Origin of the sequence: Mycobacterium sp. 2YAF39, assembly GCF_052114565.1 — a bacterium.
GTDB lineage: Bacteria > Actinomycetota > Actinomycetes > Mycobacteriales > Mycobacteriaceae > Mycobacterium.
On the sequence record NZ_JBFREZ010000006.1, the window covers coordinates 163,232 to 175,899 of the forward strand.

13 protein-coding genes are annotated in these 12,668 nt (G+C 65.4%); 3 read left to right on the forward strand and 10 right to left on the reverse strand.

The features are described from left to right. Positions 1-21 precede the first annotated feature (21 nt). Positions 22-345, forward strand: coding sequence for a mycobilin-forming heme oxygenase MhuD (gene mhuD / locus AB4Z42_RS18505; RefSeq protein WP_442010673.1), 324 nt, complete (start codon positions 22-24; stop codon positions 343-345). Continuing rightward, positions 326-1,693, forward strand: a complete 1,368-nt coding sequence (locus AB4Z42_RS18510) for a serine hydrolase (protein WP_442010674.1) — start codon at positions 326-328, stop codon at positions 1,691-1,693. Before mhuD ends, AB4Z42_RS18510 begins: the two co-directional genes overlap by 20 nt. Here the strand turns inward: AB4Z42_RS18510 and AB4Z42_RS18515 are convergent. The 6 genes from AB4Z42_RS18515 to lysS form a co-directional block, all read right to left on the reverse strand. Further along, entirely contained in the window at positions 1,690-2,241 is a 552-nt protein-coding gene (locus tag AB4Z42_RS18515) for a histidine phosphatase family protein (protein ID WP_442010675.1), read from the reverse strand. The genes AB4Z42_RS18510 and AB4Z42_RS18515 overlap by 4 nt on opposite strands. Further along, a complete protein-coding gene (locus AB4Z42_RS18520; protein WP_442010676.1) occupies positions 2,238-3,044 on the reverse strand; it encodes a CbtA family protein in 807 nt (268 codons plus the stop codon). Before AB4Z42_RS18520 ends, AB4Z42_RS18515 begins: the two co-directional genes overlap by 4 nt. 22 nt (positions 3,045-3,066) lie before the next feature. Beyond that, positions 3,067-3,291, reverse strand: coding sequence for a CbtB domain-containing protein (locus AB4Z42_RS18525; protein WP_442010677.1), 225 nt, complete (start codon positions 3,289-3,291; stop codon positions 3,067-3,069). 214 nt (positions 3,292-3,505) lie between these two features. After that, positions 3,506-6,046 (reverse strand): ATP-dependent protease ATP-binding subunit ClpC, encoded by a 2,541-nt coding sequence (gene clpC1, locus AB4Z42_RS18530; protein WP_442010678.1) that lies wholly within the window; start codon positions 6,044-6,046, stop codon positions 3,506-3,508. A 254-nt stretch (positions 6,047-6,300) separates the two neighbouring features. Further along, a complete protein-coding gene (gene lsr2, locus AB4Z42_RS18535) occupies positions 6,301-6,642 on the reverse strand; it encodes a histone-like nucleoid-structuring protein Lsr2 (RefSeq protein ID WP_442010679.1) in 342 nt (113 codons plus the stop codon). 99 nt (positions 6,643-6,741) lie between these two features. Further along, the gene (lysS, locus tag AB4Z42_RS18540) at positions 6,742-8,250 is read right to left on the reverse strand and encodes a lysine--tRNA ligase (RefSeq protein WP_442010680.1); all 1,509 of its coding nucleotides are present in this window, start codon (positions 8,248-8,250) and stop codon (positions 6,742-6,744) included. 23 nt (positions 8,251-8,273) lie between these two features. On the opposite strand from lysS, the gene AB4Z42_RS18545 reads away from it, so the two are divergent. Beyond that, on the forward strand, positions 8,274-9,509 hold the full coding sequence (locus AB4Z42_RS18545) for an alanine racemase (RefSeq protein WP_442010681.1): 1,236 nt from the start codon (positions 8,274-8,276) through the stop codon (positions 9,507-9,509). Positions 9,510-9,515: 6 nt separating this feature from the next. Here the strand turns inward: AB4Z42_RS18545 and AB4Z42_RS18550 are convergent, their stop codons facing one another. The 4 genes from AB4Z42_RS18550 to AB4Z42_RS18565 are packed head-to-tail and all read right to left on the reverse strand — an operon-like array spanning position 9,516 to position 12,598. Then, a complete protein-coding gene (locus AB4Z42_RS18550) occupies positions 9,516-10,331 on the reverse strand; it encodes a type III pantothenate kinase (protein WP_442010682.1) in 816 nt (271 codons plus the stop codon). A gap of 4 nt (positions 10,332-10,335) precedes the next feature. Next, positions 10,336-10,743: an aspartate 1-decarboxylase gene (panD, locus tag AB4Z42_RS18555; protein WP_442010683.1), complete on the reverse strand. Its 408-nt coding sequence runs from the start codon at positions 10,741-10,743 to the stop codon at positions 10,336-10,338. Next, the gene (gene panC, locus AB4Z42_RS18560) at positions 10,743-11,675 is read right to left on the reverse strand and encodes a pantoate--beta-alanine ligase (RefSeq protein WP_442010896.1); all 933 of its coding nucleotides are present in this window, start codon (positions 11,673-11,675) and stop codon (positions 10,743-10,745) included. Before panC ends, panD begins: the two co-directional genes overlap by 1 nt. Further along, positions 11,675-12,598, reverse strand: a complete 924-nt coding sequence (locus AB4Z42_RS18565; protein WP_442010897.1) for a Rossmann-like and DUF2520 domain-containing protein — start codon at positions 12,596-12,598, stop codon at positions 11,675-11,677. The genes panC and AB4Z42_RS18565 overlap by 1 nt, the downstream gene beginning before the upstream one ends. Between the last annotated feature and the right edge of the window lie 70 nt (positions 12,599-12,668).

Below are 12,668 nucleotides of genomic sequence, written 5' to 3' on the forward strand. Positions count from 1 at the left end.
GCGCACGGTAACCTGAACCGCATGTCCTCCCCAAACACCGTGGTGAAGATCAACGCAATCGAGGTGCCGCCCGACGCAGGCCCGGAGCTGGAGAAACGGTTCGCGCACCGCGCGCACGCCGTCGACAATCAGCCCGGTTTCCTCGGCTTCCAGCTGCTGCGCCCGATCAAGGGTGAAGACCGCTACTTCGTGGTGACGCAGTGGGAGTCCGAAGAGGCGTTCCAGGCCTGGGCGAAGGGCCCGGCCATCGAGGCACACAAGGGACAGGCCGCCAACCCCGTGGCGACCGGCGCATCGCTGCTGGAGTTCGAGGTTGTCCTGGACGTTGCGGGCGACAGTAAGTAGGCCACGCCGCGCGGCGCGCCTGACGGTCATCGTCGCCGCGGTGGTCGTGGCGCTGGCGTGCGGCTGTACCAACAGCGCAGTCCCGGTGCCGGCGGCGGACGCGACCTACGGCGTGCCCATCGAGGTCAATACGCCGCAGGGCCTGCGCGCCAAGCAGACCATCGACATGCTCAACTCCGAGTGGCCCATCGGGACCGTCGGTGTACGTACGCTCGCGGCACCCCAGCAGGTGGACGGCGTCACGTCCGCGATGGGCAACCTGTGGCTGGACCGCCCGATCACCGTCGCGGGAATCGATATCGGAGCGGGTCAGGCGACACTGCATGTACTCACGTCCTACGGCGTCGCACAGGACATCTCGCTTCGCACCAACGTCGCGGGCCTCGTCGACCGTTTTGAGGTGTCGCTGAAACAACCGGACATCAAGACGTGGAACGATATCGACGCCGAACTGTCGAAGACCGGCGCGCGGTACTCCTACCAGGTCTCGAAGGTCATCCCAGACGGGCCGGCCGGCAAGTGCGTCCCAATCGCGGGCGCGAACACCGACCTCTCGCTGCCGCTGGCGTCGATCTTCAAACTCTATGTGCTGCTTGCGGTTGCCGACGCCGTCAAGGCGGACACCGTGGAGTGGAGCGATCCACTCACGATCACCGAGGAGGCGAAGGCAGTCGGATCCGCCAGCCTTCACGACCTCCCACCCGGCGCGCAGGTGTCGGTGCGCAAGGCTGCGCAGGAAATGATCTCGGCGAGCGACAACATGGCTACCGACCTGCTGATCGAGCGACTGGGCCCCGGCGCCGTCGAGCGCGCGCTGGTGGCCGCGGGGCATCACGACCCGGCGAGTATGACGCCGTTCCCGACCATGCACGAGCTGTTCTCGATCGGCTGGGGCAAGCCCGACCTTCGCGAGCAGTGGAAGCAGGCGACTCCCCAGGGTCGCGCACATCTTCTGCAAGAGACGAATTCCCGTCCGTTCCAACCGGATCCAGTACGTAACACCACTCCCGCATCGCAGTACGGCGCCGAGTGGTACGGCAGCGCCGCCGACATCTGCCGCGTGCATGCCGCGTTGCAGACCGCCGCCGTCGGCGAGGCCGCCCCGGTGAGGGAGATACTTTCGGCGGTTCCCGGTATCTCGCTGGACGAGACGCAGTGGCCCTACATCGGCGCCAAGGGCGGAAACCTGCCGGGGGACCTGACATTCAGCTGGTACGCCGTCGATCGCACCGGCCAGCCCTGGGTGGTCAGCTTCCAGATGAACTGGCCCAGCTTCCGCAGTCAGACCGCTGCCGGCTGGCTGTTGGCGATCGCGCGCCAGACGTTCGGAATCATCCCGATCGGCTAGCGGTTGGCCCGCAGTGTCCATGCGTGTCCCCGGAAGTGCATGACCGTCCGGCTCGCCGGTGCAATGTCGATGCGCCAGAACGACTTCGGCGGCGCATCCAGCGCGATGACGATGGCGGCACGGATCACGGCGGGATGGCTGATGGCGACCAGCCGGGAGTGGCGGGACGTCAGCGACTCCATCCAGCCACGCACCCTTTCGATCAGATCGACGACCGACTCGCCGCCGTGGGGTGCGCGCGTAGGGTCCGTCAGCCAGATCGCGAGGTCCGCGGAATCCACCCTGCCGAGGACATCGCCCCGCCAGCGGCCACAGTCCAGATCTGCCAGCCGGGTGTCGATCTCCGCCTGCAGGCCGAGTAGTTCGGCGGTCTGCCTCGCGCGCTTCTCGGGCCCGGAGAAGGACTGCTCGGTGACGCCCAGTTCGATCGAGGCGTCGACCTGGCGGTGGCCGACGGCGTTGAGTGGTTCGTCAGTGGGGAATCGTCCGGCTGCCATCGCATCGGTCATGGCATGCGATACAAGCGTAAGCCGGACGACCTCACTCACGCAGGAATGCTCTCCTGCCGCCTGCTCTGACCCAACAACCGGGCCGCCATCACACCGAACGCCACGCCGATCGTCGCGTAGATGACCACCTGATTCCCCAGTGAGAACAGCCGGAAGTCATACAGGACATCGGCGGGGAAGCCCTCGTAGACGATGGTGCCCGCGTCGTCGAGCAGCGGTCCCGGCGTCTCGTGGATGGTAGGAAGCACCAGCATCACGATGGCGGACGCCGCGACGTACGCGCCCGCTGCCGCGAGTGTCGCGTTCCACGCACCGAGCTTTTCGGACAGGCGTCTGCCCAGATACACCGCGGCGACGAAGAGCGCCGCCGACAGAACCACCATCAACAGGTACAGCAGCGTGCGCTGACGGATCGTCTCGTCGAGGCTGAGTGCGGGTGGGCTCGGCGGATACTTCAGGGCCGGAACGATGAAGAGGCTCACCAGCATTCCGCCCGCCACGTACAGCGAGAGCAGGCGCGCGGAGACGTCACCGACCCTGCCGTACGCCACGGCGAACACCACGGCGAAGATCGCACCGATCGCCACGCTGAACAGGAGGACGCCGAACCCCATCCCGATGTTCATCTGAACGGCGCGGGTGAAGCCTTCGAACCCGCCCTCGCCGCCGTGCTCATGACCGGCCGCCGCCCCCGCCATCGCCTCGTGGGCGGCACCGATGCCGTCCTCATATCCGATGGCCTTGTCGATGACCGGCTCGAGGAAGATCCGGGAGAAGATGAACGAAAGTACGCCGGCAAGGGCGCCGGCCAGCAGGCCGCGCCAAATGATCTGCTTTTCCATTGTGTTGGGTTCCGCTGCGCGATCAGTGGCAGGGGAAGCCGAGCAGGTGCCTGGCGTCGTGCACGAATTCGTGGATGACGGTGTTGTTTCCGAACACCGATGTGGCGCCCTGATCCATCCCGATGAAGTAGATGACCAGAAGTGCGAGGAAAGCGGTGAGCGTCAGCCAGACAGCGGCCTTGGTGGCGGAGAAGTCGATCGGCTTCGCCACAGACAAGGCGCCCTTGCGGGCCTCTGGAGATGTCATTGTCAGGTCCTTCCCGGGATTTCGCGTCCCAGTTTCAGGTATTGACGACGGACGTCGGGTCTGACTTCACAGTGGCGCGACCGTTCTGGATTATGACCAGATTCCTTCGCCCGTCGATTACATCAGCATCCTAAGCAAAGGGTCCAGCGTTCGCGTGATGAGGACAGACAAAGACCCCGAAACCTTGAGGTTTCGGGGTCTTTGTGTCGTTGGATTATTCGGCGCTGGTCGCTCCGGCCGCACCGGCCTGAGCCAGGTCCGGCTCCTCCACCTTGGCCGGCTTCTTGCTGCCGACGAAGGTGAACACCGCATCCTCACCCGCACCCTCGCCGTCCCAGTTGTCGACGTCGACGGTGACGAGCTGGCCGGGACCGACCTCTTCGAAGAGGATCTTCTCGGACAGCTGGTCCTCGATCTCGCGCTGGATCGTGCGGCGAAGCGGCCGCGCACCGAGCACCGGGTCAAAGCCACGCTTGGCCAGCAGGGACTTGGCCTTGTCGGTCAGCTCCATGGCCATGTCCTTCGCCTTGAGCTGCTTCTCCACCCGGCCGATCATCAGGTCGACCATCTGGATGATCTCTTCGCGAGTCAGCTGGTGGAAGACGATGATGTCGTCGATGCGGTTGAGGAACTCCGGCCGGAAGTGCTTCTTCAGCTCGTCGTTGACCTTCTGCTTCATCCGCTCGTAGTTGTTCTCGCCGCCACCTTGGGTGAAGCCGAGCCCGACCGCCTTGCTGATGTCAGAGGTGCCGAGGTTCGACGTGAAGATCAACACGGTGTTCTTGAAGTCCACCGTGCGACCCTGACCGTCGGTGAGACGGCCGTCCTCGAGGACCTGCAACAGGCTGTTGTAGATCTCCTGGTGGGCCTTCTCGATCTCGTCGAACAGCACGACGCTGAACGGCTTGCGGCGCACCTTCTCGGTGAGCTGACCGCCCTCCTCGTAGCCGACGTAGCCCGGAGGGGCGCCGAACAGCCGCGAGGCGGTGAAGCGGTCGTGGAACTCGCCCATGTCGATCTGGATGAGCGCGTCGTCGTCACCGAACAGGAAGTTGGCCAGTGCCTTGGACAGCTCGGTCTTACCGACACCGGACGGGCCGGCGAAGATAAACGAGCCGGACGGCCGCTTGGGATCCTTCAGCCCGGCGCGGGTACGCCGGATCGCCTTGGAGACCGCCTTAACGGCGTCCTCCTGGCCGATGATCCGCTTGTGGATCTCGTCCTCCATGCGCAGCAGCCGAGTGGTCTCCTCCTCGGTCAGCTTGAACACCGGGATACCGGTCCAGTTGCCGAGCACCTCGGCGATCTGCTCATCGTCGACCTCGGCGACCACGTCGAGATCACCTGAGCGCCACTGCTTCTCACGCTCTGCGCGCTGTGCGACGAGGGTCTTCTCCTTGTCGCGCAGGCTGGCGGCCTTCTCGAAGTCCTGCGCGTCGATCGCGGATTCCTTCTCGCGACGCGCCTCGGCGATCTTCTCGTCGAACTCGCGAAGGTCCGGCGGAGCGGTCATCCGGCGGATGCGCATCCTGGCACCGGCCTCGTCGATCAGGTCGATCGCCTTGTCCGGCAGGAACCGGTCGTTGATGTAACGGTCGGCCAGGGTGGCCGCGGCCACGATCGCGGGATCGGTGATCGAGACACGGTGGTGTGCCTCGTAGCGATCGCGCAGTCCCTTGAGGATCTCGATGGTGTGCTCGACGGTCGGCTCGCCAACCTGCACGGGCTGGAACCGGCGCTCCAGGGCGGCGTCCTTCTCGATGTACTTGCGGTACTCGTCGAGCGTGGTTGCGCCGATGGTCTGCAGCTCGCCACGGGCCAGCTTGGGCTTGAGGATCGACGCCGCGTCGATGGCACCCTCGGCGGCGCCCGCACCGACGAGCGTGTGCAGCTCGTCGATGAACAGGATGATGTCACCGCGGGTGTTGATCTCCTTGAGCACCTTCTTGAGGCGTTCCTCGAAGTCACCGCGGTAGCGGCTGCCCGCCACCAGCGAACCCAGGTCAAGCGTGTACAGCTGCTTGTCCTTGAGCGTCTCGGGAACCTCGCCGTGCACGATCGCCTGAGCCAGGCCCTCGACGACCGCCGTCTTGCCGACGCCGGGCTCGCCGATCAGCACCGGGTTGTTCTTGGTGCGACGGCTCAGCACCTGCATGACGCGCTCGATTTCCTTCTCGCGGCCGATGACAGGGTCGAGCTTGCCTTCCATCGCGGCCGCGGTGAGGTTGCGGCCGAACTGGTCGAGCACCAAGGACGTGGACGGGTTACCCGCCTCGCCGCCCCGGCCGCCCGTACCGGCTTCCGCGGTCTCCTTGCCCTGGTATCCGCTCAGCAGCTGGATCACCTGCTGACGGACCCGGGTCAGCTCGGCGCCCAGCTTCACGAGCACCTGAGCGGCCACGCCCTCGCCCTCGCGAATCAGGCCGAGCAGAATGTGCTCGGTGCCGATGTAGTTGTGGCCGAGCTGCAGCGCTTCGCGCAGCGACAGTTCCAGGACCTTCTTGGCCCGCGGGGTGAACGGGATATGACCGGACGGCGCCTGCTGCCCCTGGCCGATGATCTCCTCGACCTGGCTGCGGACGCCCTCGAGCGAGATCCCCAGCGACTCCAGCGACTTGGCTGCTACACCCTCGCCCTCGTGAATGAGTCCCAAGAGGATGTGCTCGGTTCCGATGTAGTTGTGGTTGAGCATCCGGGCCTCTTCTTGAGCCAGGACGACGACCCTGCGGGCGCGGTCGGTGAATCTCTCGAACATCGGGTTACCTGCTCTCCATCAATAGACTCGGCGCCTTTGCACTTGAAGAAGTGCATCGCACCTGCCGTCCACTGTAATGGGCGGCGGTCCCGGGTGCCCCGCCTGCCGGTCCGCTGTAAGCGGACAGCGCTGCCGGTAGGAAACCGCACCGCGGCTGCACCCATGGGCTATCTGTTAGAAACGCTCGAACGCCACGTTTGTTTCCGTCATTGGCTGCCGGGCCGTTCGCGTCCAGCGAACTGCTCGCCGCACGTCTAGGTCGCCGCGTGGAACGCGTCGATGACGTCTGCCGGGATGCGCCCACGGGTGGACACGTTGTGCCCGTTTCGACGGGCCCAATCCCGGATCGCGGCGCTCTGCTCGCGATCGATGGCCGCCCGTCCGCGGCCTGAGCCCGCCGAGCGTCCGCGTCGGCGACCGCCGACCCGACGGCCCGCCTCGAGCCATTGCTTCAGGTCACTACGCAGTTTTGCGGCATTCTTCGAAGAAAGATCGATCTCGTAGCTCACCCCGTCGAGCCCGAATTCGACCGTCTCATCGGCCGCGCCCTCGCCGTCGAAATCATCGACCAGCGTGACGGTCACTTTCTTCGCCATTAGTCCACTCTGCCCTTCTCGGGAGCATAAAGGTTCGGGCCCCCGCACCAATGTGCCATACAAAGACTAACCATTCAACAAGATAAGAAATCCGGCGGATCACATGACATGGCGACGAACAATCGGGAACAAAACTGTCTCTCGAATCGATAGACCCGTCAATGCCATCAGCAATCTGTCGATACCCATTCCAGTCCCTGTCGAGGGCGGCATCGCATACTCCAGGGCGGCCAGGAAATCCTCGTCGAGAACCATGGCCTCATCGTCGCCGGCGGCCGCTGCGCGCGCCTGCGCTTCGAACCGTTCGCGTTGAATCACCGGGTCGATGAGCTCGGAGTAACCCGTCGCCAGCTCGACGCGCCGGATGTAGAGGTCCCACTTCTCAGTCACCCCTGCGATGCTGCGATGTGCGCGGGTCAAGGGAGTTGTCTCGACGGGAAAGTCCCTGACGAAGGTGGGCGCCCACAGACTGTTTCCGACCGCGTGCTCCCACAGCTCCTCGACTAATTTCCCATGCCCGTAACCGCGATCCCGTGGAATCTCGACATCGAGCCGGTCGGCGATGGCCCATAAGTGTTCGGCGGGCGTGTCCGGCGTGATCTCTTCACCAAGCGCTTCGGAGAGCGACGGATACATTTGTATTGTTTGCCATTCACCGTCGAGATCGTAGACACTGCCATCTGGCAATGGCACCTTTCTGGTGCCGATCGCCTCATCGGCGACCTCTTGAATTATCTCCCGAGTGACAACGGCGGAATCGTCGTAAGTTCCGTACGCCTGATATGTCTCGAGCATCGCGAATTCAGGTGAATGCGTCCAATCTGCACCTTCGTTTCGGAACACCCGATTCAACTCGAAGACGCGCTCGAATCCGCCCACGAGGCAACGCTTTAGGAACAGTTCCGGCGCGATACGAAGGTAGAGGTCCGCATCGAGTGCGTTCGAGTGGGTGACGAACGGGCGCGCCGCCGCTCCACCGGCCAACGTCTGCAGCATCGGCGTCTCGACCTCGAGAAAACCGCGTCGTTCCAGTGCCGAACGGACGGCACGGACCACCGCTACGCGCTGGCGCGCGATGGCGCGAGCCTCCGGCCGGACGATCAGATCGACATAGCGTTGCCGCACCCGAGATTCTTCGCTCATCTCCTTGTGGGCCACCGGTAGCGGCCGTAATGCTTTGGACACAATTTGCCAAAAATCCGCGAGCACGGACAGTTCTCCGCGCCGGGAGCTGATCACCTCACCGTGCACGAAAACGATGTCACCGAGATCGACGTCGGATTTCCACGATTCCAGCGACTCCTGGCCGACCCGGTCGAGGCTGATCATCACCTGGAGCTGCGTGCCGTCGCCCTCCTGGAGTGAGGCGAAGCACAACTTGCCGGAATTACGGGCGAACATGACGCGACCTGCGACCCCGACGATGAGCCCGGTCTCGGCGTTGGCCTCCAGATCGGGGTAGGTCTGGCGAATCTCTGCCAGCGTGTGCGTGCGGGCGACCTCCACGGGATACGGATCTCGTCCCTCGGCCAGCAGACGGTCCCGCTTGCCCTGGCGGATCCGGTACTGCTCGGGGATGTCGCTTTCAGGCGGGTCAGGTGTCGTCACGACGTGCCAGCTTAAATGAACTCATGGCCGGCCCCATCAACGCAGCGGCGGTGGCCGCGCTGTCCGAGGAGCCGCTCGACTGGCGCTTCAAGGGACTGCCTGCGTCGTGGTGGGGTCGCACACCTGCGAACGTGTGCGCCGATTCACCGCACCTGTTCGATGACGGTGCGCTCAGCCCGGTGTGCGTTCTGCGCGACGATGCGCTGACTCACAACCTCGCCGAAATGGCGCGATGGTGCGCCGAGCGTGGCGTCGAGCTGGCGCCGCACGGCAAGACTCACATGTCCCCCCAGCTGCTGGCACGGCAGTTCGACGCGGGGGCGTCCGCCGTCACAGCCGCCACGATCAGTCAGGTCCGAATCTTCCGTGCGTTCGGCGTGCGCGATGTCGTGCTCGCCAACGAGCTGGTCGATGCTGCCGGATTGCGTTGGCTGGCAGCCGAACTCGATGCACACCCCGACTTCACGCTGGTGTGCTGGGCCGACTCGGTGCGCGGGGTTGAACTGATGACGGCGGCGCTGACCGCCGCGGGTGCCTGCCGGCCGCTGGACGTCTGCGTCGAGGTGGGCATGGCGGGCGGGCGCACGGGGTGCCGCACACCGGATTCCGTCGACGAGGTGGCCCGCGCGGTCGTCGCGTCCCCACGGCTGCGGCTCGTCGGTGTGGCCGGCTACGAAGCGGCGCTCGGACACGACCTGGCCCCCGACTCCGTCGGGGTGGTCCGAACGTATCTGGCCGACATCCGCGCCGCCGTGCTGCGGCTGGCGCCGATCATCGAGACCGACCGCGTCATCGCGACTGCGGGCGGCAGCACCTACTTCGACACGGTCGCCGAGGTGCTCACCGGATGGCCCGCGGATATGTGTGTGCGGACGATATTGCGCAGCGGCTGCTACCTGACCCACGACGACGGTCTCTACCGCCGCACATCGCCGCTGCGGGAGGGCCTACGCCCCGCTCTGCGCGTGTGGTCACAGGTTGTGTCGCGGCCCGAACCAGATCTCGCGGTGTTGGCGATGGGACGCCGCGACGTGTCGTTCGACCAGGATCTGCCGATTCCGTACGGGATGGCCACTGCCCAGGTCGTCAAGCTGAACGACCAGCACGCGTACCTGCGACTCGGCGACGAGCCGGCGGAGGTCGGCGACTGGCTGGAATTCGGGATCAGCCATCCGTGCACGGTCTTCGACAAGTGGTCGATGATCCCGATGCTCGACGGGGACGGCCGCGTCGTCGACCTGATCCGCACCTTCTTCTAGGCAGCGCTAGCGGGCCTGTTTGAGCCGGCCGCGCTGGCTGTCGCGGTTGCGTTCGAACACCAACCGCAGCCCGTCCAAGGTGAGGTGCTGGTCGTACTGCTCGACGGTGCGCAGATCCTCCAGGACCAACGGCGCTCCGTGCCCGGTGGCCACCACTGTGATGTCGTCACCACCGAATCCGTCGACGTCCGCGCGGATGCGGTTCACCAAACCATCCACCAGAGCCGCGAATCCGAAGACCGCGCCGGCCTGCATGCACTCCACAGTGTTCTTGCCGATGACCGACCGCGGCCGGGTCAGCTCGACACGGCGCAGCGCGGCCGATCGTGCCGCGGCCGCGTCCGAAGACACCTGAACGCCGGGTGCGATTGCGCCGCCGAGGAATTCGCCCTTCGCCGAGACCACGTCGACACAGATCGAGGAGCCGAAGTCGACGACGATGGCCGCGGTGCCGTACTTGTGGAAGGCGGCCAGGCAGTTGACGATCCGGTCGGCGCCGACCTCCTTGGGATTGTCGACCAGCAGCGGGATCCCGGTGCGCACGCCCGGCTCGATGAGTACGTGTGGCATCGTCGGCCAATACTGTTCGAGCATCAGGCGTACCTCGTGAAGCACCGACGGCACCGTGGACAGACCCGCGGCGCCCGTCAGGCGCTCGGCGTCATCTCCGATGAGACCGTCGATCGTCAGCGCCAGTTCATCGGCGGTCACTTCTGATTCGGTACGAATCCGCCAGTGCTGCACTACCTTTGCGTGGTCGCCAGAACCCGACACCAGTCCGACGACGGTGTGGGTGTTGCGAACGTCGATTGCGAGCAGCATGGGCTTACCGCGGCGACATCAGTTCGGACGCGTCGGCGGGCACGTGGGCCGGATCGTGACCGAGATCGATCTGCCTGTTGTCGGCGTCGACGAACACCACCCGCGGCTGATACCTGCGTGCCTCGGCGTCCTCCATCGAGCCGTATGCAATAAGGATCACCAAATCGCCTGGATGCACCAGATGTGCTGCCGCGCCGTTGATGCCGATCACACCGCTGCCGCGTTCGCCGGTGATCGCATAGGTCACCAATCGCGCACCGTTGTCGATGTCGACGATCGTCACCTGCTCACCCTCCAGCAGGTCGGCCGCGTCCATCAGGTCGGCGTCGATGGTCACCGAGCCGACGTAGTGCAGGTCGGCCTTGGTGACCGTGGCACGGTGGATCTTGGATTTCAGCATTGTCCGTAACATCAATTCCTCCAGGGCAATTCGTGTTTGTCGTACTCGACATCGGGCCCGGTGCCAGAGGGCACTCCGACGTCGATGGTGATGTTGTCCAAGAGCCGGGTGCGTCCGAGCCGGCCGGCGACCAGCATGCGCGCAGTCCCCTCGGACGTCACGGGCTCCATCATCGGATCGCGCACTTCCAGGTAGTCCACGTCGATGGCCGGTACCTCGTCGAGCACAGCGCGTGCCGCGTCCAGCGCGGCCGCCGCTCCCCCTCCCGCTGCGTACATTCCGGCGAGTAACGCGGCCGAAAGGGCGCCGGCCTGTTCGCGTTCGTCGTCGGTGAGATAGCGGTTCCGGGAGGACATCGCCAAGCCGTCGGGTTCGCGCACGATCGGTACGCCGACGATCTGCGTGTCGACATCGAGGTCGGCGACCATCTGCCGGATCAGCGTCAGCTGTTGGTAATCCTTCTCGCCGAAGAAGGCCCGGTCCGGGCGCACGACGTTCAGCAGCTTCAGCACGACAGTCAGTACCCCGGCGAAATGGGTTGGCCGCATTGCACCTTCGAGTTCCCCGGCGAGCGGACCCGGGTGTACCGAGGTCCGGGTGCCGTTGGGGTACATGTCGGCGACGGTCGGGGTGAATGCGATTTCGACCCGTTCGTCGCGCAGGGCGGCAAGGTCGTCGTCGAGTGTGCGCGGATATGCGTCGAGGTCCTCACCGGCCCCGAACTGCAACGGGTTCACGAAGATCGACACCACCACGACCGCGCCCTGAACTCTCTTCGCCGAACGGATCAGCGTGAGGTGGCCCTCGTGCAGAGCGCCCATGGTCGGCACCAGCATCACCCTGCGACCGGTCGCACGAAGCGCCTTGCTGACGGTCGAGATGTCGCGCGGTGCGGAGTAGACATTCAGTTCGCCCGCGTTGAACTGTGGCCTGGGCGCGGTGATCATCGGCCCGTCCCCGTGACCACGTCAAACACCTCGGCGGGGGCATGCGCGCGCTGCGCGGTGCGCAACGAGTTCGCCCGATACGCCTGTGCGAGTTCGGGATCGACTTCGGTCAACGCCACCAGATGGCGTGCCACCGCCCCAGCATCACCGCGCGCTACCGGACCGGTGAGCGCACCCTGACCGCGCAGCAACGCATTCTCAAGGGATGCACGAGCCAGCGGACCGATGACCCGCTCGGCGATGCCGCCGGGTGCCTCGCCGACCATTTCCTGCCCGAGCAGCTCCTGACCCCACAGTGCCGAGCGCAGTGCCTCGACCGCGTCGAGAAGCACGGTCACGACGTGATTGCTCGCATGTGCCAGTGCCGCGTGGTACAGGGTCCGCGCATCTTCACGAATGCGGAACGGTTCGCCGCCGATCTCCAACACCAGCGACTGCGCGATCGCGTATCCGATTTCGTCGGCGGCCGTGACCCCGAAGCATGATTCGGACAGACGCGCGATGTCCTCGTCGGCACCGGTGAAGGTCATGGCCGGATGAATCGCCAGCGGAATGCAATCCTGTTCGGTCAGCGGGTCCAGCACACCGACGCCGTTGGCGCCCGAGGTATGCGCGACGATCGTGCCCGGGCGGACCGCCCGCGTGGCCGCGAGACCTGAGATCAGCTCAGGGAGTACCGCGTCGGGCACAGCGAGCAGCAGCAGTTCGGCGCGAACGGCGACCTCGTCGATCGGCAACACGGCGCTGTCGGGCAGGCGACGCCGCGCCCGCTCGCGCGACGCGTGCGAAATGGCGCTGCAGGCGACCACGACGTGTTCGGCGCGCTCCAACGCGACGCCGAGCGCCGTACCCACCCGACCAGCCGAAATGATGCCGATCGTCAGCCGCGCCGGGCGGAATCCGTCAGGGGGGTTCCCCATCGAAGTCACGAAGTCGACCTCACTGAATGTCGAAAGTTTCTACGTTCCAGTCCTGCGATGCAGGTACCGG

Coding starts and splice junctions, on each gene's coding strand:
- mhuD (WP_442010673.1), top strand. CDS start 22: ATGTCCTCCCCAAACACCGTGGTGAAGATCAACGCAATCGAGGTGCCG.
- AB4Z42_RS18520 (WP_442010676.1), bottom strand. CDS start 3,044: ATGGAAAAGCAGATCATTTGGCGCGGCCTGCTGGCCGGCGCCCTTGCC.
- AB4Z42_RS18525 (WP_442010677.1), bottom strand. CDS start 3,291: ATGACATCTCCAGAGGCCCGCAAGGGCGCCTTGTCTGTGGCGAAGCCG.
- clpC1 (WP_442010678.1), bottom strand. CDS start 6,046: ATGTTCGAGAGATTCACCGACCGCGCCCGCAGGGTCGTCGTCCTGGCT.
- lsr2 (WP_442010679.1), bottom strand. CDS start 6,642: ATGGCGAAGAAAGTGACCGTCACGCTGGTCGATGATTTCGACGGCGAG.
- AB4Z42_RS18545 (WP_442010681.1), top strand. CDS start 8,274: ATGGCCGGCCCCATCAACGCAGCGGCGGTGGCCGCGCTGTCCGAGGAG.
- AB4Z42_RS18550 (WP_442010682.1), bottom strand. CDS start 10,331: ATGCTGCTCGCAATCGACGTTCGCAACACCCACACCGTCGTCGGACTG.
- panD (WP_442010683.1), bottom strand. CDS start 10,743: ATGTTACGGACAATGCTGAAATCCAAGATCCACCGTGCCACGGTCACC.
- AB4Z42_RS18565 (WP_442010897.1), bottom strand. CDS start 12,598: ATGGGGAACCCCCCTGACGGATTCCGCCCGGCGCGGCTGACGATCGGC.